Source organism: Acidovorax sp. NCPPB 3576, from assembly GCF_028473605.1.
Classification (GTDB): domain Bacteria; phylum Pseudomonadota; class Gammaproteobacteria; order Burkholderiales; family Burkholderiaceae_C; genus Paracidovorax.
This window is the reverse complement of sequence record NZ_CP097267.1, coordinates 1,353,242-1,372,401: the sequence shown is the minus strand read 5'-3', so window position 1 is coordinate 1,372,401 and position 19,160 is coordinate 1,353,242. Positions and strand designations below refer to the sequence as shown.

General features: G+C 67.9%; 16 protein-coding genes. 6 read left to right on the top strand and 10 right to left on the bottom strand.

Annotation, left to right across the window (positions count from 1 at the left end):
• The first annotated feature begins 7 nt into the window (after positions 1–7).
• From M5C98_RS06395 to M5C98_RS06375, 5 genes are all read left to right on the top strand, one after another.
• A complete protein-coding gene (locus tag M5C98_RS06395; protein ID WP_272551680.1) occupies positions 8–2,629 on the top strand; it encodes an ABC transporter permease in 2,622 nt (873 codons plus the stop codon).
• Positions 2,630–2,854: 225 nt separating this feature from the next.
• Positions 2,855–3,562 (top strand): IPTL-CTERM sorting domain-containing protein, encoded by a 708-nt coding sequence (locus M5C98_RS06390; RefSeq protein WP_272551678.1) that lies wholly within the window; start codon positions 2,855–2,857, stop codon positions 3,560–3,562.
• 64 nt (positions 3,563–3,626) lie between these two features.
• Positions 3,627–4,508 carry a collagen-like protein gene (locus M5C98_RS06385; protein ID WP_272551676.1) on the top strand — a complete coding sequence of 294 codons (882 nt, stop codon included), beginning with the start codon at positions 3,627–3,629 and terminating at the stop codon, positions 4,506–4,508.
• A 100-nt stretch (positions 4,509–4,608) separates the two neighbouring features.
• Positions 4,609–5,661, top strand: coding sequence for a tetratricopeptide repeat-containing glycosyltransferase (locus M5C98_RS06380; protein WP_272553184.1), 1,053 nt, complete (start codon positions 4,609–4,611; stop codon positions 5,659–5,661).
• Between the two features lie 214 nt (positions 5,662–5,875).
• On the top strand, positions 5,876–7,006 hold the full coding sequence (locus M5C98_RS06375) for a lipocalin-like domain-containing protein (RefSeq protein WP_272551674.1): 1,131 nt from the start codon (positions 5,876–5,878) through the stop codon (positions 7,004–7,006).
• A 56-nt stretch (positions 7,007–7,062) separates the two neighbouring features.
• On the opposite strand, the gene M5C98_RS06370 is transcribed toward M5C98_RS06375, so the two are convergent.
• The 6 genes from M5C98_RS06370 to M5C98_RS06345 form a co-directional block, all read right to left on the bottom strand.
• Entirely contained in the window at positions 7,063–8,055 is a 993-nt protein-coding gene (locus M5C98_RS06370) for a branched-chain amino acid ABC transporter permease (protein WP_272551671.1), read from the bottom strand.
• A gap of 15 nt (positions 8,056–8,070) precedes the next feature.
• Positions 8,071–8,955, bottom strand: a complete 885-nt coding sequence (locus M5C98_RS06365) for a branched-chain amino acid ABC transporter permease (RefSeq protein ID WP_272551670.1) — start codon at positions 8,953–8,955, stop codon at positions 8,071–8,073.
• A 68-nt stretch (positions 8,956–9,023) separates the two neighbouring features.
• Entirely contained in the window at positions 9,024–10,223 is a 1,200-nt protein-coding gene (locus tag M5C98_RS06360) for an ABC transporter substrate-binding protein (protein WP_272551669.1), read from the bottom strand.
• 50 nt (positions 10,224–10,273) lie between these two features.
• Positions 10,274–11,473 (bottom strand): ABC transporter substrate-binding protein, encoded by a 1,200-nt coding sequence (locus M5C98_RS06355; RefSeq protein WP_272551667.1) that lies wholly within the window; start codon positions 11,471–11,473, stop codon positions 10,274–10,276.
• 81 nt (positions 11,474–11,554) lie between these two features.
• Positions 11,555–12,265 (bottom strand): ABC transporter ATP-binding protein, encoded by a 711-nt coding sequence (locus M5C98_RS06350; RefSeq protein WP_272551666.1) that lies wholly within the window; start codon positions 12,263–12,265, stop codon positions 11,555–11,557.
• Positions 12,262–13,035: an ABC transporter ATP-binding protein gene (locus tag M5C98_RS06345; protein ID WP_272551665.1), complete on the bottom strand. Its 774-nt coding sequence runs from the start codon at positions 13,033–13,035 to the stop codon at positions 12,262–12,264. The genes M5C98_RS06350 and M5C98_RS06345 overlap by 4 nt, the downstream gene beginning before the upstream one ends.
• Before the next feature lie 364 nt (positions 13,036–13,399).
• On the opposite strand from M5C98_RS06345, the gene M5C98_RS06340 reads away from it, so the two are divergent.
• Positions 13,400–15,199 (top strand): ABC transporter transmembrane domain-containing protein, encoded by a 1,800-nt coding sequence (locus M5C98_RS06340; RefSeq protein ID WP_272551664.1) that lies wholly within the window; start codon positions 13,400–13,402, stop codon positions 15,197–15,199.
• Positions 15,200–15,247: 48 nt separating this feature from the next.
• Here M5C98_RS06340 and M5C98_RS06335 read toward each other — a convergent pair whose 3' ends face one another.
• The 4 genes from M5C98_RS06335 to M5C98_RS06320 all read right to left on the bottom strand — a co-directional run bounded on the left by M5C98_RS06335 (position 15,248) and on the right by M5C98_RS06320 (position 19,151).
• The gene (locus tag M5C98_RS06335) at positions 15,248–15,736 is read right to left on the bottom strand and encodes a DUF1178 family protein (RefSeq protein ID WP_272551663.1); all 489 of its coding nucleotides are present in this window, start codon (positions 15,734–15,736) and stop codon (positions 15,248–15,250) included.
• 73 nt (positions 15,737–15,809) lie between these two features.
• Positions 15,810–16,115: a DUF2818 family protein gene (locus tag M5C98_RS06330; RefSeq protein ID WP_272551662.1), complete on the bottom strand. Its 306-nt coding sequence runs from the start codon at positions 16,113–16,115 to the stop codon at positions 15,810–15,812.
• A 42-nt stretch (positions 16,116–16,157) separates the two neighbouring features.
• On the bottom strand, positions 16,158–17,651 hold the full coding sequence (nuoN, locus tag M5C98_RS06325; protein ID WP_272551660.1) for an NADH-quinone oxidoreductase subunit NuoN: 1,494 nt from the start codon (positions 17,649–17,651) through the stop codon (positions 16,158–16,160).
• Positions 17,652–17,675: 24 nt separating this feature from the next.
• Positions 17,676–19,151 carry an NADH-quinone oxidoreductase subunit M gene (locus M5C98_RS06320; protein ID WP_272551659.1) on the bottom strand — a complete coding sequence of 492 codons (1,476 nt, stop codon included), beginning with the start codon at positions 19,149–19,151 and terminating at the stop codon, positions 17,676–17,678.
• Between the last annotated feature and the right edge of the window lie 9 nt (positions 19,152–19,160).

The following is a 19,160-nucleotide window of genomic DNA, read 5'->3' as shown; positions in this document are numbered from 1 at the left end:
GCCCCCCATGCTCCGCCTGCTGCGCACCTTCTCCTGGCAGGAACTGCGCCACCACCCCTGGCGCGCCGCAGCCGCAGTGGCCGCCGTCATGCTGGGCGTGGCGCTGGCCTTCGCGGTGCATGTGATCAATGCGTCGGCCCTGTCGGAATTCGCGCAGGCCGTGCGCAGCGTCAACGGCCAGCCCGACCTGGAACTGCGCGCGGCGCAAGGCAGCCTGCCGGAAGCGCTGTACGGCCCGGTCGCCACGCACCCACTGGTGGCGCGGGCCGGTCCGGTGCTGGAGGTGTCCGCCCAGGCCAGCGTGCCCGGCGCGCCCGATCCCGCCCCGGTGGCCTTGCGCGTGGTGGGGGCCGATGCGCTGCTGCTGCCGACGATGGCGCCGGCCTTGATGCCCCGTGCCTTCGAAGGCGCCGACCCGTTGGCGCTGCTGGCACCGGCCACGGTGTTCCTGAACGGCGCGGCCCTGCAGGCGCTCGGGCTGCGCGGCGATGCCGTGGTGCCGGCGTTGCAGCTTCGGGTGGGCCTGCAGGTGCACACGGTGCGCGTGGCAGGCACGGTGGCCGCGGGCGGTGCGCCGCTGGCCGTGATGGACATCGGCGCGGCGCAGGACCTGTTCCAGCGCGGCGGGCAACTGAGCCGCATCGACGTGCAACTGCGCCCGGGCGCCAGTGCCGACGCCTTCCGCCAGGCGCTGCAGTCCCTGCCCGGTGCATCGGCCGGCGTGGCGGTGCTGCAGCCCGGGGACGCCACCGCGCGCACCAGCAACCTGTCCCGCGCCTACCGCGTCAACCTGACCGTGCTGGCGCTGGTGGCGCTGTTCACCGGCGCGTTCCTCGTGTTCTCGGTGCTGGCCCTGAGCGTGGCCCAGCGGGCGCCGCAGTTCGCCCTGCTGGCCGTGCTGGGCGCCACGCCCCGCCAGCGCTTGGCCCTGGTGCTGGCCGAGTCGGCGGCGCTGGGCGCGGCGGGCAGTGCGGCCGGCATCGCGCTGGGCACGGCGCTGGCGGCCCTGGCGCTGCGCTGGCTGGGCGGGGATCTGGGCGGTGGCTATTTCGCGGGGGTGCAGCCGGCACTGCAATGGAGCGCGCCAGCCGCGCTGCTGTATGGCCTGCTGGGCCTGGCCGCGGCGCTCGTGGGCGGCTGGTGGCCGGCCCGCGCGGCCCAGCAGTTGCCGCCCGCGCAGACACTCAAGGGCCTGGGTGCAGCGCTGGGCGGATCGCAAAAGGGCGGGCTGGCGCTGCTGCTGGTCGTGGCCGGCGCCCTGCTCGCGGGCGCACCGCCCGTATTCGGCATTCCGCTGGCCGCCTATGTCTCGGTGGGCCTGCTGCTGGTGGGCGGCATCGCCCTGCTGCCCTGGGCCGTGGGCGGGCTGTTGCGCGGGCTGGCTCCGCTGGCCGGCCGGCACCTGCTGCCGATGCTGGCCCTGGAGCGCGCACGCCGCACGCGCGGCACCGCCGCCGTGGCGGTGGGCGGCGTGGTGGCCAGCCTGAGCCTGGCCGTGGCGCTCACGGTGATGGTGAGCAGCTTTCGCGGATCGGTCGGGCAGTGGCTGGACGCGGTGCTGCCCGCTCCGCTCTACCTGCGCCTGGCCAGCGCGACGGGTTCAGCGGGGGCGGACGACATCGCAGCCTTTCCCCCCGGATTCGACACGGCGGTGGCCCGGCTGCCCGGGGTGGCGCGCGTGCAGGCCCTGCGCACCAGCAGCCTGTTGCTGGACCCTGCCCGCCCCGCCATCGCTGTGCTGGCCCGGCCGCTGGACGGCGAACCGGCCCAGGTGCTGCCGCTGGTGGGCACGCCGCTGCCCGTACCACCGGGGCGCATCGGCGTGTACGTGAGCGAGGCCGTGCTCGACCTGTACGGCGTGCGGCCCGGCATGGACTGGCCGGCGCTTTCGCAGTCTTTTCGGCCGCTGGCGCAAGAAAGCTCCCGGCAGGTTGCTCCGTTTTTCATAGCGGGCGTGTGGCGCGACTATGTGCGCCAGTTCGGTGCGGTGACGCTGGACCGTGCGGACTTCGTGCGCCTGACCGGCGACACGCGCACGAACGACCTGGCGCTGTGGCCGCAACCGGGCGTTGACGAGGCCGCGCTGCGCCAGTCGATCGAGGGGCTGGCCAAAACCCTGTCCGGCGAGGCCATGGACAGCGCGGGCACGGTGAATGGCGGGGCGCTGGAATTCGCGTCGGCGGCGGGCATCCGCGAACGCTCGCTGCGCATCTTCGACCGCAGCTTTGCCGTCACCTACTGGCTGCAGGCGGTGGCGATCGGCATCGGCCTGTTTGGCGTGGCCGCCAGCTTCAGCGCCCAGGTGCTGGCGCGGCGCAAGGAATTCGGACTGCTCGCGCACCTGGGCCTCACGCGCCGGCAGGTGCTGGCGGTGGTGGCGGGCGAAGGGGCCGCATGGACGGCCATCGGGGCGGTGGCGGGCACGCTGCTGGGGCTGGCCGTGTCGGTGGTGCTGGTGCACGTGGTCAATCCGCAGAGCTTTCACTGGACCATGGACCTGCGCGTGCCCTGGTGGCGGCTGCTGGCCCTTTGCGCGGCCGTGCTGGCCACCGGCACGGTGACCGCCTGGCTGGCGGGGCGCGCGGCAGGGGGACGGCAGGCGGTGCTGGCCGTCAAGGAAGACTGGTAGGCCTGCGATGCAGGCCGGAAAAAGAGCGCACCGGTGGCCATGGGCGTTTACCCGATTGATGCACCGCCGTCACAGGCGTTAAATTTTGTTTGCAAGCCAGTATTTATTTAGCGATGATGCGGCGGCGATAGTTAATTAGAAAACCGCAATGCGGACCCAGGACATGGCTGGCCGGACAGGAGTGAACCGGCCGTCTTGCATGTCCTATCAATCAAGGAAATCAGTATGAAAAAAGCACTTGGGCGGCTCCTGGTCGGGTTCGCGGCCACTGTGGTCCTGTGCAGCCCTGCTGCCGCGCAATGGGTCTTCCCGCCGGGCTCGTCGCTCGATGTGCCTGCGGGGGGCCAGACGGATCTGGGTTGCTCAGCGCTCGACATGCAAGGCACGCTGAACCTCAATGGAGGCACCGTGACCGTGGACACCGATGCCACCTTCGGCTCGGGCTCCAACGTCACGGGCAGCAACGGCGTCATCTCGGTGGGCGGCAATCTCATCTCCACCGGCAACGTCAGCACCGGTAGCAACACCGTGGTGCTGCGCGATGGCTGCGATCCCGGCAACACCAGCCAGATCAGCGGCAATTTCGTGTTCCAGAACCTCACGATCTCCAGCACCACCGGCCGCACCTTCGTGCTGCCTGCAGGCACCAACATCACGGTGCTGGGCACGCTCACCGTCCAAGGCGCGCCGGGGCAGAACGTGCAACTCGTGTCGTCCAGCGGCACGACGGCCGTGGTCAACCTGGGCCCCAACGCCACCGTGGTGCGCAACTTTGCCAGCGTGACCGGCACCGTCCAGATCGGCGCCGTGACCACCGTGGCAGCCATTCCGACGCTCAGCGAGTACGGGCTGATCCTGCTATCGCTGCTGATCGGCATGGCCATGTACTGGAAGCGGCGCGAATTCGCGGCGCACTCCCGCCGGCTCAGCTGATGCATCGCGCCGGCCAGGCGCCATTGAAAATTCAAACTACCGCTAGATAAGAGAGGGTTTCGCCATGTCCAAGAATCGCCTGCACCGCTACTGGGTCGCTCCTGCACTGAGTTCCGTCCTGGCCCTGCACGCCGCCGGAGTGATGGCTGCCGATATCACCGTGACGCCGCCCGCAGGCGGCGGCTTCGTGATCAAAGGCCAGGGCGGCCAGGAGCGCCTGCGCGTGCAAGGCACGGGCGAGGTCTATGTGCCTGGCCTGTCCGCCTCGCCGACCAACAGCAACCTGACCTGCTACGACGCCGGCACGGGCCAGTTGACGCAGTGCGCGGCGGGCGTGGGCACGGGTGCGACCGGCGCCACGGGTGCGACCGGAGCCGCGGGCCCCACTGGCGCGACGGGCCCGACCGGCGTCACAGGGGCCACGGGCGCCACCGGGGCGGGTGCGACGGGCGCCACGGGTACGACGGGGGTGACTGGGGCCACGGGCGCCACCGGGGTGACTGGCGCCACAGGCGCCACAGGCGCCACCGGAGTCACCGGAGCAACGGGTGTGACCGGCGCCACAGGCACGACCGGAGCCACGGGCCCCCAAGGTATCCAAGGCATCCAGGGCGTGACGGGCACCACCGGAGTCACTGGCGCGACGGGCACCACTGGCGCCACGGGGCCGACCGGCACGACGGGGGCTACCGGCGCAACGGGGGCCACGGGCAGCGTGGGCACGTTGACCACGTCCCAGTCTCCCGCCACCAATTGCAACGGCGGTACTGGCGAGGACACCCGGACGGCGACCTGCAGCGCGGGCAACGTCGTGTCCGGCGGGTGCAATTCAACCGATTTCCGCAACGTCATCGCATCGTCCTATCGCTCGTCCGCAACGCAGTGGTCCTGCAAGTTCAACTGCACCGAAGTCGCCAACGTGGTGGCTGAAGCATATTGCCAGTAACGCCCCTCCGTGAGGCATCCCGGGATATGAACGCCTTCGGCTTTCCGTTCCTGCGGGTGCCGCGGCACCCGCAGTGATCCGCCCCCGCGTCTGCCTCAACATGATCGTGAAGAACGAGGCACCGGTGATCACCCGGTGCCTCGATTCGGTGCGGCCGTTCATCGACCATTGGGTCATCGTGGACACGGGTTCCACGGACGGCACGCAGGACATCGTTCGCCGCTTCCTGCAGGACGTTCCCGGAACCCTGCACGAACGCCCGTGGAAGAACTTCGCGCACAACCGCAACGAGGCCCTGGAGCTGGCACGGCCGCATGCCGGCTACCTGCTGTTCATCGACGCCGATGAGCAGTTGCGCATGCCGGAGCACTACCAGTGGCCGGCGCTGGATGCCGACGGCTACCTCTTCCTGTGCGACATGAACGGCTGGGAATACCAGCGCAACAGCATGGTGGCCACGCGCGTGGACTGGCGCTGGGAAGGCGTGCTGCACGAATACCTCACGGCCCCCTCGCACGGCCCATGGCAGACGCTGGCGGGTCCGGTCATCGAGGTGGCCCACGACGGCGCGCGCGGGCGCGATCCCGACACGTACCTGCGCGACATCGCGGTGCTGGAGCAGGACCTGCGCGAGCACCCGGACAACACCCGCAACGTGTTCTATCTGGCACAAAGCTACCGCGACGCGGGCCGCCTGCAGGACAGCCTGGAGTGGTACCGCCGCCGCGCCGGCATGGGCGGCTGGGAAGAAGAATCGTGGTACGCGCTGTTCCAGGTCGCGGTGCTGACCGAGCGCCTGCAGATGCCCGACAGCGCGGTGCGCGACGCCTATCTCGCCGCCTACGCACAGCGGCCCCAGCGCGCCGAACCGCTGTGCGAGCTGGCACGCTACCACCGCCTGCGTTCGGAGTTCGCGCTGGCACACCTGTATGCCCAGCAGGCCGCACGCATCCCGAAGCCGGCGGACATCCTTTTCGTGGACGGCGCGGTGTACGCCTGGCGCGCGCTGGACGAACTGGCCGTCAGTTCCTTCTACGCCCCCGGCGCGCAGGACCAGGGCCGGGACGCCTTGCGCCAATTGCTGCGCGACCAGCGCTTTCCCGCATCGGAGGCTGCGCGCATGCAGGCCAATCGCACGTTCTACGGGCTGTGACGCCGGGCTGAACACGTGTGCCGGCATGGCGGCAAACCGGCAGCCATTCGGTCTTTGGCTCCTCCAACGCGGCTCCATGCCCGTGCCATGGATCGGTACGCGCTACCCGTCTCTCCCCGCGCGGTGACAATGGCCCGATGCGCCTGACCGACCTTACCGCCCCGCCAGCAGGCGACCGCACCATTTCAGCGGACAACCTCGCTCGACCGACGGAATGAAACCGCTCGCCCCCCTCGCCCTGTCGCCGCCTGGCTGGAGTCGTCGCGCCTGGTTGGCGGCCACGGCCCTGGCTGGCGGCGCGCCCTGGCTACCCGCCCACGCCCTCCCCCCCCGCACGCTGGTGTTCCCGCAGGACCATGGCAGCCATCCGGCGCTGCGGACCGAGTGGTGGTACATCACCGGCCAGGCGCGCGCGGCGGGGCGGCTGTGGGGGTTTCAGGTGACGTTCTTTCGCTCGCGGGTCGAGGCCGCGCAGCCGCTGCAGTCGGCGTTCGCCGCCAAACAACTGGTGTTCGCGCATGCCGCGCTGACCGACCTGGGCCGCGCCGCGCTGCACCATGACCAGCGCATCGCGCGCGCCGGCTTCGGCATCGCCGGGGCCAGTGAAGCCGACACCGACATCCGCCTGGGCGACTGGACGCTGGTTCGCACTCCCCGCGGTGCGGGGAGCCGCTATGCGGCCCAGGTTCGAGCGGCCGACTTCGCGCTGGACCTGCAGTTCGACACCACCCAGCCCGTCCTGCTGCAGGGCGCACAGGGCCTGTCGCGCAAGGGGCCGGACGCCACGCAGGCCAGCTACTACTACAGCCAGCCGCAAATGTCCGTGACCGGGCATCTGCAGTTGGCAGGCCGGCGCATGGCTGTGGAAGCCACAGCCCCGGGCAGCCTGGACAACCGCGCCTGGCTGGACCACGAATGGAGCGATGCGCTGGTGCACCCCGATGCCGTGGGCTGGGACTGGATCGGCATGAACCTGCAGGACGGCAGCGCGCTCACGGCGTTTCGCATGCGGCGCGGCGACGGCTCGGCGCTCTGGGCCGGCGGCTCGCTGCGCGCGGCCGGGGGCACCACGCAGGTGTTCGGGCCGCAGGCCGTCGCGTTCACCCCGCAGCGCCACTGGACCAGCCCCGCCAGCCAGGCGCGCTACCCGGTGCAGTGGCGCGTGGATACGCCGGCCGGATCGTTCGAAGTGCATGCACTGCTGGATGCGCAGGAGCTGGACAGCCAGGCCTCGACCGGCGCCATCTACTGGGAGGGACTCAGCGAGTTGCGGGACCTGGCCGGCAAAGTGGCAGGACGCGGCTACCTGGAGATGACCGGCTACGCCCGGCCGCTGCGGCTTTAGCAGGGGCCGGGAGCGAGGGCGCGTGGCCCAGGCCGCATCTCGCCGCCCGCTTCGGCTCAGGCCTTGCGCCCGGCCCGCCGAGGCAGGCGCGCGATGATCTCGCCCATGATCCCGCGGCGAAACGCCAGCACGCACACCACGAAGATGAGGCCGGTGACCATGGTGACCGACTCGCCCAGCGTGTTGAACCATTCCACGCCCGTGATCGAGGCGACCAGGTGCCCGAACTCGCCGATCTTGTTTTCCAGCAGCACGACCACGGCCGACCCGACCAGCGGGCCCGACAGCGTGCCGAGGCCGCCCACCAGCGTCATCAGGATGACCTGGCCCGAGGCCGTCCAATGCACGTCGGACAGCGTGGCAAAGCCCAGCACCAGCGTCTTGAGCGAGCCGGCCAGCCCGGCGAGCGCGGCCGAGATCACGAAGGCCAGCAGCTTGAAGCGGTGCGTGTCGTAGCCCAGCGAAATGGCGCGCGGCTCGTTTTCCTTGATGCTCTTGAGCACCTGGCCGAACGGCGAGTGGATGGTGCGCACGATGAGCAGGAAGGCCAGCACCACCACCACCAGCGCCACGTAGTACATGGTGAGGTCGCTGGACAGGTCGATGAGCCCGAAGAGCTTGCCGCGCGGCACGCCCTGCAGGCCGTCCTCCCCACCCGTGAACGGCGCCTGCAGGCAGGCGAAGAACAGCATCTGCGCCAGCGCCAGCGTGATCATCGAAAAATAGATGCCCTGGCGCCGGATGGCCAGCCAGCCGAACAGCAGCCCCAGCAGCGCGCCGCCGGCGGTGCCGGCCAGCAGGCCCAGCTCGGGGGTGAGGCCCCAGACCTTGATGGCGTGGCCGGCCACGTAGGCCGCGCCGCCCAGGAAGGCCGCATGGCCGAACGACAGCAGCCCGGTGTAGCCCAGCAGCAGGTTGAACGCCGAGGCGAAAAGCGCGAAGCACATGAGCTTCATCACGAAAACCGGGTAGGCGCCCAGGAAGGGCGCCGCCAGCAATGCGGCAAGCAGCAGGCCGTAGCCGATGGGGGCGAGTTTTTGGGAGTTCATGCGTGCGGCCCCTGCTTATCTCTCTTTGCCGAACAGGCCGGCGGGGCGGATGAGGAGAACGATCACCATGATGACGAACACCACGGTGGAAGAAGCCTCGGGATAGAACACCTTGGTGAACCCTTCGATCACGCCCAGGCCCAGCCCGGTGAGGATCGAGCCCATGATCGAGCCCATGCCGCCGATCACCACCACGGCGAACACGACGATGATGAGGTTCTGCCCCATGAGCGGCGTGACCTGATAGACCGGCGCGGCCAGCACGCCGGCGAAGGCGGCGAGCGCCGCGCCGAACGCGTAGGTGAGCGTGATCATCACCGGCACGTTCACGCCGAAGGCCTCCACCAGGCGCGGGTTCTCGGTGCCGGCGCGCAGGTAGGCGCCGAGCTTGGTCTTTTCGATCACGTACCAGGTGCCCAGGCACACCACGAGCGAGGCCACCACCACCCAGGCGCGGTAGTTGGGCAGGATCATGAAGCCGAGGTTGGTCGCGCCTTCCAGCAGTTCCGGCGTGTCGTACCCCAGGCCCGAGACGCCGTAGATGGAGCGGAACACCCCCTCGATCAGCAGCGTGAGCCCGAGGGTCAGCAGCAGGCCGTAGAGGTGGTCGAGCTTGTAGATCCAGCGCAGCAGCAGCCGCTCGATCAGCACCCCCAGGATGCCCACCACCACCGGCGCGGCCAGCAGCATCACCCAGTAGTTGATGCCCAGGTAGGTCATGCCCATCCAGGTGAGCATCGCGCCCAGCATGAACAGCGCGCCGTGCGCGAAGTTGATCACGTTGAGCAGGCCGAAGATCACCGCCAGCCCCAGGCTGAGGATGGCGTAGAACGACCCGTTGACCAGCCCCAGCAGAAGCTGGCTCAACAGGCCCGGCAGTGAGACACCGAAGATTTGCATGGGAGGGCGCGAGTGGCAGTGAAGCGGTGAAAAAGAGGGTCAGCGTAACGGGCGGCGCGCCATGGGCGTCATTTCCAGGCCGCGCACTTGCTCTCGGCCTGGGTGGCGAACACTTCCTCGCCGGGCAGCTTCTTGACGAGCTTGTAGTAGTCCCAGGTGCCCTTGGACTCGGCCGGCGACTTCACCTGCATCAGGTACATGTCGTGCACGTAGCGGCCATCGGGGCGCAGCGTGCCGGAGCCGAAGAAGTCGTTCATCTTCATGCCGCGCCAGGCCTGCATCACCTTGTCGGCATCCGTGCTCTTGGCGGCTTCGACGGCCTTCAGGTAGTTCATGGTGGCCGAGTAGTCGGCTGCCTGGATCTCGGTCGGACGGCGCTTGGTCTTTTCCATGAACTTGTCGGCGAACTTGCGCGTGTCGTCGTTCAGGTCCCAGTACCAGCTCGTCGTGAACTGCAGGCCTTCGGTGGTCTTGAGGCCCAGGCTGTGGATGTCGCTGAAGAAGATCAGCAGGCCGGCGAGCTTCATGCTCTTGCCGATGCCGAACTCCTTGGCGGCCTTGATGGCGTTGATGGTGTCGCCGCCCGCGTTGGCCAGGCCGAGCACCTGGGCCTTGGAGTTCTGCGCCTGCAGCAGGAAGGACGAGAAATCCGACGCGTTGAGCGGGTGCTTGACGCTGCCCACCACCGTGCCGCCCTTGGCCTTGACCACCGTGCTCGCATCGGCCTCCAGTGCATGGCCGAACGCGTAGTCCGCCGTGAGGAAGAACCAGCTCTTGCCGCCGCCATCGACGATGGTGGCGCCGGTGCCCTTGGCCAGCGCCACGGTGTCGTAGGCGTAGTGCACCGTGTAGGGGCTGCACTGCTCGTTGGTGAGTGCCGAGGTGGCCGCGCCGTTGTTGATGAACACGCGCTTTTTCTCCTGCGCCACCTTGGCCATGGCCAATGCCGTGCCCGAGTTGGTGCCGCCGAACACCAGGGTCAGGCCCTGCGTGTCGATCCATTCGCGCGCCTTCGATGCGGCGATATCGGCCTTGTTCTGGTGATCGGCGCTCATCAGCTCGATGGGCATGCCCAGCACCTTGCCGCCGAAGTCGTCGATGGCCATCTGGATCGCCACCGCGCCGTTCTTGCCTTCCACGTCGGCATACAGGCTGGACATGTCGGTGATGAAGCCGATCTTGACCTTGTCCTGCGCCTGCACCGCCGATGCGGCCAGGCCCAGGGCGCCCAGCGCCAGGGCCAGTCGGGTGAGTTGTCTGTTTTTCATGGCTTTGTCTCCTGATCTCGGATGTGTTTTTTTCGATCGTGCGCGTCAGCTCATTTCCACAGCGCGCATTTGCTCTCGGCCTTGGTGGTCCACACCTGGTCGGCGGGCAGTTTGCTCACGACCTTGTAGTAGTCCCAGGGCTCCTTGGATTCGGCCGGGGCCTTCACCTGCACCAGATACATGTCGTGCGCGAAGCGGCCGTCAGGGCGGATCACGCCCTTGGCGTAGAAGTCGTCGATGGGCGTGGACTTGAGCTTTTCCATCACCTTGTCGGCATCGAGCGTCTTGGCGGCTTCCACCGCCTTCAGGTAGTTCATGGTGGCCGAATAGTCGGCGGCCTGGATGTCGGTCGGCATGCGCTTGGTCTTGGCGAAGAACTTGCGGCCGAAGGTGCGGGTCTTGTCGTCCAGGTTCCAGTCCCAGCTGGTGGTGAGCAGCAGGCCTTCGGTGTTCTTCAGGCCCAGGCTGTGGATGTCGGTCACGAAGACCAGCAGGCCGGCCATCTTCATGGTCTTGTTGATGCCGAACTCGCGCGCGGCCTTGATGGCGTTGATGGTGTCGCCGCCGGCATTGGCCAGGCCGAGGATCTGCGCCTTGGAGTTCTGCGCCTGCAGCAGGAAGGACGAGAAGTCCGACGCGTTGATCGGGTGCTTAACGCTGCCCACCACCTTGCCGCCCTTTTCCTTGACCACCTTGGCCGTGTCGGCCTCCAGCGCGGCGCCGAACGCATAGTCGGCCGTGAGGAAGAACCAGTCCTTGCCGCCCTGCCCCACGATCGCGCCGCCCGTGCCCTTGGCCAGCGCCACGGTGTCGTAAGCGTAGTGCACCGTGTAGGGACTGCACTGCTCGTTGGTGAGCGCCGAGGAGCCCGCACCGTTGACGATGAACACGCGCTTCTTCTCCTGCGCCACCTTGGCCATCGCCAGGCCCGTGCCGGAGTTGGTGCCGCCGAACAGCATGGTCAGGCCCTGCGTGTCGATCCATTCGCGCGCCTTCGATGCGGCGATGTCGGCCTTGTTCTGGTGGTCCGCGCTCAGCAGCTCGATGGGCTGGCCCAGCACCTTGCCGCCGAAGTCGTCGATGGCCATCTGGATCGCCACCGCACCGTTCTTGCCTTCCACGTCGGCGTACAGGCTGGACATGTCGGTGATGAAGCCGATCTTCACCTTGTCCTGCGCCTGCGCGGAGAACGTCGCGAGGCCCGCGGCCCCCAGCAGGACGGCGAGTGCCTTGAGGTTCATCTTTTTCATGTCTTTGTCTCCTTGGGTCTTCGATGGAAAGGGGATCGGGTGCGCTGCAGAAAACGCGGGTCGAAGCAGGCCCGCGCCGGCTCAGACGCCCAGCAGTTCGTTGAGCACGGGCATCTTGGATTGCAGCTCGGCAGCGCCGAACTGCTCCACGATGCGGCCGTGCTCCATCACGTAGAAGCGGTCGGCCAGCGGCGCGGCGAAGTGGAAGTTCTGCTCCACCATCACCACGGTATAGCCCTTCTGGCGCAGCGTGGTGATCATGCGGGCCAGGGCCTGCACGATCACCGGCGCCAGGCCTTCGGAGATTTCGTCGAGCAGCAGCAGCTTGGCCCCGGTGCGCAGGATGCGCGCCACCGCCAGCATCTGCTGCTCGCCGCCCGACAGCCGCGTGCCCTGGCTGTGGCGGCGCTCGGCCAGGTTGGGGAACATGGCGTAGATCTCATCGACCGACATGCCCTGCGTGCCGGTCTTGAGCACCGGGGGCAGCAGCAGGTTTTCTTCGCACGACAGGCTCGCGAAAATGCCACGCTCTTCCGGGCAATAGCCCACGCCCAGGTGCGCGATGCGGTGCGTGGGCATCTGGATCGTTTCCTTGCCATGGATGCGCACGGAGCCCTTGCGGGCGCCGGTCAGCCCCATCACGGCGCGCATGGTGGACGTGCGGCCCGCGCCGTTGCGGCCCAGCAGGGTCACCACCTCGCCGGGCTGTACCGTGATGTCCACGCCATGCAGCACGTGCGACTCGCCGTACCAGGCCTGCAGGCCGCTGATCTCGAGGGCCGGCGCGCTCATGCGTGGGCTCCTTGCAGCTGTCCATCGGTGGTGCCCATGTAGGCCTCCATCACCTGCGGGTTGCGCGAGACCTCCTCGTACGGCCCCTCGGCCAGCACGGCGCCGCGCTGCAGCACGGTGATGCGGTCGGCGATCGTGGAGATCACCTTCATGTTGTGCTCCACCATGAGGATGGTGCGGCCGGCCGAAACCTTCTTGATGAGCTGCGTGACGCGGTCCACGTCCTCGTGGCCCATGCCCTGCGTGGGCTCGTCCAGCAGCATCAGCTCGGGCTCCATGGCCAGCGTGGTGGCGATCTCCAGCGCGCGCTTGCGGCCGTAGGGCAGGTTCACGGTGGTCTCGTCGGCCAGGTCCTGCAGGCCCACCTCGGCCAGCAGTTCCATCGCGCGGCCGTCGAGCTGCTGCAGGCTGCGTTCGCTGCGCCAGAAGTGAAAGGCCGTGCCCAGCTTGCGCTGCAGGCCGATGCGCACGTTTTCCAGCAGCGTGAGGTGCGGGAACACGGCGGAGATCTGGAACGAGCGGATCACGCCGCGCCGGGCGATCAGCGCGGGCCGCTCGCGCGTGATGTCCTCGCCGTTGAACCGGATCACGCCGGAGGTCGGCTCCAGGAACTTGGTCAGCAGGTTGAAGCAGGTGGTCTTGCCAGCGCCGTTGGGGCCGATCAGCGCATGGATGGAGCCCCGGCGGACCGCGAGATTGACATCGCTGACCGCGGTGAAGCCTCTGAACTCTTTGGTCAGGCTGTGGGTTTCGAGAATGACGTCGCTCATTGCGCCTTGGCCGCTCCGTGGTGTGCTGTGGTGCTGGGCGGGGCGCTTCGCCCGGGGGAGCGAGGCACCCTGGCCTGCGTTAGGTTGCACCGCATCCTAAGGCGCGCGCCCGCTGCGCAGATACTGGGACAAATGCCTATGTATAAACGCCTACCCGGCCGGCGGCCCGCACTGCCACCTCCGGGGGTGCACCGCCACGGGCCAGGGCAGGCATCCCTTTCCGATCATGGGTTTGAATGAAATCCGCTTCACGCCCTAGATTCCATTGCCAAGACAGCTATCAAATCAATAGCAATACCATCCGATGGCGGGCTTCCCGGCAAGGCGCATGCCGATCCGGGCGTGGGCTCCTACACTGGCGCCCATGCCCTCCTCCACCACATCCCCCCCCGCCGGCGCTCCCCGATCGCTCGGCGGCCTGCTGCCTTTTCTTCGGCCTTACGCCGGGCGCATTGCGCTCGCTCTGGTCTTCCTGGTGCTGGCGGCGCTGGCCACGCTCGCGTTTCCGCTGGCGCTGCGCGAACTCATCGACGGCGGGCTGGTGGGCGCTTCGCGCGGCGAGCAAGCCATGGCGCTGCGCGAGCATTTCGGATTGCTGTTCGCCGTGGCCGTGGCGCTGGGGCTGTTTTCCGCTGCGCGTTTCTACACCGTGAGCTGGCTGGGCGAGCGCGTGACGGCCGACCTGCGCAACGCCGTCTATGCGCATGTGCTGCAGCAAAGCCCGCAGTTCTACGAAACCACGCAGACCGGCGAAGTGCTGTCACGCCTGACCGTGGACACCACGCTCGTGCAGACCGTGGTCGGCTCGTCGCTGTCGATGGGCCTGCGCAACGCGGTGATGGGCGTGGGGGCGCTGGCGATGCTGGTGTGGACCAACCCGTACATCATGTCCGTGGTGTTCGCGGCCATCGTGGTCGTGGTGCTGCCCACGCTGTGGATCGGCCGCTGGGTGCGCCGCCTCTCCCGGGCCAGCCAGGACCGGGTGGCCGATTCCAGCGCCATCGCGGCCGAGGTGCTCAATGCCGTGCCCGCCGTGCAAAGCTACACCGCCGAGTCGCGCGAAGCCCGCCGATTCGACGAGTCCACCGAGAACGCCTTCCAGACCGCCGTGCGCCGCAGCCGGGCACGCGCGGCGCTGGTGGCCTTCATCGTGATCGCGAATGCGGCGCTGCTGCTGTGGGGCCTGTACCGGGGCACCCAAGCCGTGCTGGCGGGTGAAATGTCGGCCGGCCACCTGGGCCAGACGGTCATCTACGTCATGTTCCTCGCGGGCGCCGTGGCGGTGCTCGGCGAGGTGTACGGCGACCTGCTGCGCGCGGCCGGGGCCACGGAACGGCTCATGGAGCTGCTCGCCAGCCGCTCGCCGATCGCCAGCCCCGCACAGCCCGTGGCGCTGCCGGACACGGGCGGCGGGCTGCGCGTGGATTTCGACCGGGTGGCGTTCCACTACCCCTCGCGGCCGCAGGCGCCGGCGCTGCGCGGCTTCGACCTGCACCTGTCCGCCGGCGAAACCGTCGCGCTGGTGGGCGCCAGCGGCGCGGGAAAGACCACGGTGTTCCAGCTGCTGCAGCGCTTCTATGACGTGGATGCCGCAGGCGGCGGCATCGCGCTGAACGGCGTGGACATCCGGCACTTGGCACTCGGTGATCTGCGCGCCCATGTGGGCATCGTGCCGCAGGATGCCGTGATCTTCTCCGCCTCGGCCCTGGACAACATCCGCTACGGCCGTCCGGACGCCACCGAGCAGGAAGTGCAAGAGGCCGCGCGCGCCGCCTTCGCGCACGAGTTCATCATGGCACTGCCCGAGGGCTATGGCACCTTCCTGGGCGAGCGTGGCGTGCGCCTGTCAGGCGGACAGCGCCAGCGCATCGCGATCGCCCGCGCCCTGCTCAAGAACCCCCCGCTGCTGTTGCTGGACGAGGCCACGAGCGCGCTCGATGCAGAGAGCGAACGCATGGTGCAGGCCGCGCTGGACGCCGCCATGCAGCGCCATAGCGGCCAGCGCACCACCCTCGTCATCGCCCACCGGCTGGCCACGGTACAGAACGCCGATCGCATCGTGGTGATGGACCAGGGGCAGATCGTGGAAGAAGGGCGCCATGCGGATCTGGTGCGGCAGGGCGGCGTGTATGCCCGGCTGGCAGCACTGCAGTTCACGCAGTGACGGCGCCGATGTAATGCCTGCGCCCGGGAGGCGGTGGCCGTCCGCCGGCTATTGCAGCGTTTTCTTGGCCGCGTCTGGCAGCGCCAAGGGCAGCACGGCGATGCCCTCTTCCAGCAGCTGGGCGGCCTCCTGGGCGCTGGCCTGGCCACGGATGCCGCGCTCTTCGGCTTCGCCGTGGTGCATGCGGCGCGCCTCCTGCGCAAAGCGCGGGCCCACATCCTCGGTGTTGGCCACGATGTGCCGGGCCATCCGCAGCCAGGCGGCATGCAAGGCCGCATCGCCCATGGGCATAGACGGCGGGGCTGCCACCGCAGTGCCAGCCGCGTCTGCTTCGCTGGCGCGAGCCGCGGCAGCGGCCGGACTCGGAGAGGCCCCCAGATTCAGGCGGGGCGCACTCAGGCCCTTGCGAATCTCGCTGCTGCCGCACAAAGGACACTGCACGAGATCGCGTGCCAGTTGGCTTTGAAAGTCGGCCTCGGACCCGAACCAGCCCTCGAAGGCATGGCCCTGTGCGCAATGGAGATCCAGCACTTTCATGGCGAGGGGAAAGCAACGAGGAAGGGAAAGGGGAAAGGGGGAGCGCTGCAGCCGACAGGTGTGGCCCGGGCCGTCAGGCCTTGCGCCGCACCAGGTAGCGGTAGATGAACCCGGGAAACGCCAGCGTGATGAACAGCGTGGCGGTGATCGCGTAGAACTCCCACTGCTGGGGCGCGATCTGACCCACGCGGCGCTCCAGCAGCAGCGAGATGCCACCGACCAGAAAGTAAAGCAGGACCATCTCGCCCAGGCGCGCCGCCATGGGCTTGGTGGGCGCCGCCTTCGGGCCCACCAGCAGCCAGCGCTGGCTGAGGAATGGCAGGTTGGCCCCGATGGCCGCCAGCACGATCACCAGCCAGATGGACGCGGTGGCGGACACGGGAGGGGCAACGGCCTTGCGAAGAAAGAAACCCGAGCGCGCTCAGGTCGCCAGCGCACGCACGACGGCGTCGGCGCACAGCGCCATCAGGCCGCCGGGCAGCAGGCCCAGCACCAGCACCAGCGCGCCGTTGAGCGTGAGCACCATGCGCACGTCCAGCGGGGCCGACACGTTCGCGGCGGTGAGCGGCGCATCGAAGTACATCACCTTCACGACGCGCAGGTAGTAGAAGGCGCCGATCAGCGACATCACTACAGCGAAAACGGCCAGGGCGATGTACAGCGTCTGGCCCGAAGCCACCAGGGCCTGCAGCACCGACAGCTTGGCGTAGAAGCCCACCAGCGGCGGCAGGCCAGCCAGCGAGAACAGGCACACCGCCATCACGCCGGCATACAGCGGGCTGCGCTGGTTAAGGCCCGCCAGGTCGGAGATTTCTTCGCTTTCGAAGCCTTCGCGGGCCAGCAGCAGGATCACACCGAAGCTCGCCAGCGTGGTCAGCACATAACTCACCACGTAGAACATGGAGGAGCTGTAGGCGTTCTCGACCGCGTTGGCATCCACATTGCCGTTGACCACGCCCGACAGCAGGCCCAGCAGCACGAAGCCCATCTGCGAGATGGTGGAGTACGCCAGCATGCGCTTCAGGTTGGTCTGGGCGATGGCCGCCAGATTGCCCACCAGCAGCGAGCCGATGGCCAGCACGGCGAGCATCTGCTGCCAATCGATGGCCAGCGGCAACAACCCGTCCACCAGCAAGCGGATGGTGATGGCGAAGGCCGCCAGCTTCGGCGCGCCGCCGATGATCAGCGTCACCGCCGTCGGAGCGCCCTGGTACACGTCGGGAATCCACATGTGGAAAGGCACCACACCCAGTTTGAACGCGAGGCCCGCCACCACGAACACCAAGCCGAACACCAGCACCTGGTGCCGGATCTGGCCGGAATTGACCGCCTTGAACACCTGGCCGATGTCGAGCGAGCCGGTCGCGCCGTAGATCATCGACAGGCCGTACAGCAGGAAGCCGCTGGCCATCGCGCCCAGCACGAAATACTTCATTGCGGCTTCGGTCGAGGTCGCATGGTCGCGGCGCAGGGCCACCAGCGCGTAGCTGGACAGCGTGAGCAATTCCAGGCCCAGGTAGATCACCAGGAAGTTGTTGCCCGAGATCATGATGAACATGCCCAGCAGCGCGAACATCGACAGCGTGAAGAACTCGCCGCCGCGCAGCATGTCGCGGTCCCCTGCGTAAGGACGGCCATAGACCAGCGTGACCATCATGGCCACGGTGGCGAAGCACTTGAGCCAGTTGCCCATGGCGTCGCTCACCACCATGTTGCCGAAGCCGTAGAAGGTGTTGCCGGTGTTGGCATACAGGGCCTGCAGCACGGCCACCACTGTCAGGGTGAGCATGGTGAGCACGTAGGTGCCCGTGCGCCGTGGGCTGGTCACGCCCAGGTCCACGAGCGCGATCACGCAGGCCATGACCAGGAGCACGATCTCCGGATACACCGCCAGCCAGCTGATGTTGTCAATCATCTCGAGTCTCTCGTTTCAGTCTGGTCAGTTGAGCTTGGACAGCGCCACGTGCTTGAGCAGCTGCGCCACCGAAGCGTCCATCACGTCGGTGAAAGGACGTGGGTACAGGCCCATGTAAAGCACGGCGATGGCAAGCACGGCCATCACCAGGAACTCGCGGGCATCGATGTCCTTGAGGTCCCTCACGTGGTCGTTGGCGACGGGGCCGAGGTACACGCGCTTGTACATCCACAGCGTGTAGGCCGCGCCGAAGATCAGCGCCGTGGCAGCAGCCAGGCCGATCCAGAAATTGGCCTTGACCGCGCCCAGGATCACCATCCATTCGCCCACGAAACCAGCGGTGCCCGGCAGGCCGCAATTGGCCATGGCGAACAGCAGCGCGAAGGCGGCGAACTTGGGCATGGTATTGACCACGCCGCCATAGGCAGCGATCTCACGGGAATGCACCCGGTCGTACAGCACGCCGATCGACAGGAACATGGCGCCCGACACGAAGCCGTGGGCAATCATCTGCACCAGACCGCCCGACACGCCCAGGTCGTTGAAGATGAAGAAGCCCAGCGTCACGAAGCCCATGTGCGCCACGGACGAATACGCGACCAGCTTCTTCATGTCCTTTTGCACCATTGCCACCAGGCCCACGTAGATCACGGCCACCAGCGACAGCGCGATCATCAGCCAGGCCCATTCGCGCGCCGCGTCGGGGGCGATAGGCATGGAAAAGCGCAGGAAGCCATAGGCGCCCAGCTTCAGCATGATGGCCGCCAGCACGGCGGAGCCGCCGGTGGGGGCTTCCACGTGCACGTCGGGCAGCCAGGTGTGCACCGGCCACATCGGCACCTTCACCGCGAAGGCGGCGAAGAAAGCGAAGAACAGCAGGGTCTGCGAACGCGCAGACAGGGGCAGCTGGTGCCATGTCGCGATGTCGAAGCTGCCGCCGGACTGGTTGTACAGATAGATCAGCGCGATCAGCATCAGCAGCGAGCCGAGCAGCGTGTACAGGAAGAACTTGAACGCTGCGTAGATCTTGTTGGGGCCGCCCCAGATGCCGATGATGAGGTACATCGGGATCAGCGTGGCTTCGAAGAACACGTAGAACAACAGGCCATCGAGCGCGCTGAACACGCCGATCATCAGGCCCGAGAGGATCAGGAACGCGCCCATGTACTGGTTCACGCGCTCGGTGATCGACTCCCACGACGCGATCACCACGATCACCGTGATGAACGCCGTGAGCGGCACGAACCAGAACGAGATGCCGTCCACGCCCAGGTGGTAGTGCACGTTGAAGCGCTCGATCCACTGCGCCTTCTCGACGAACTGCGCTGCGGCGGACGTGGCTTCGAAGCCGCCATACAGCGGCACCGTGACGGCCAGCCCCACCAGCGCACCGATGAGGGCCAGCCAGCGCACGGCGCGTGCGTGCTCGTCGCGCCCGAAGGCCAGCAGCAGGACGCCGAACGCGATCGGCACCCAGATGGCAAGACTCAACAAACCCATTTTTATTTT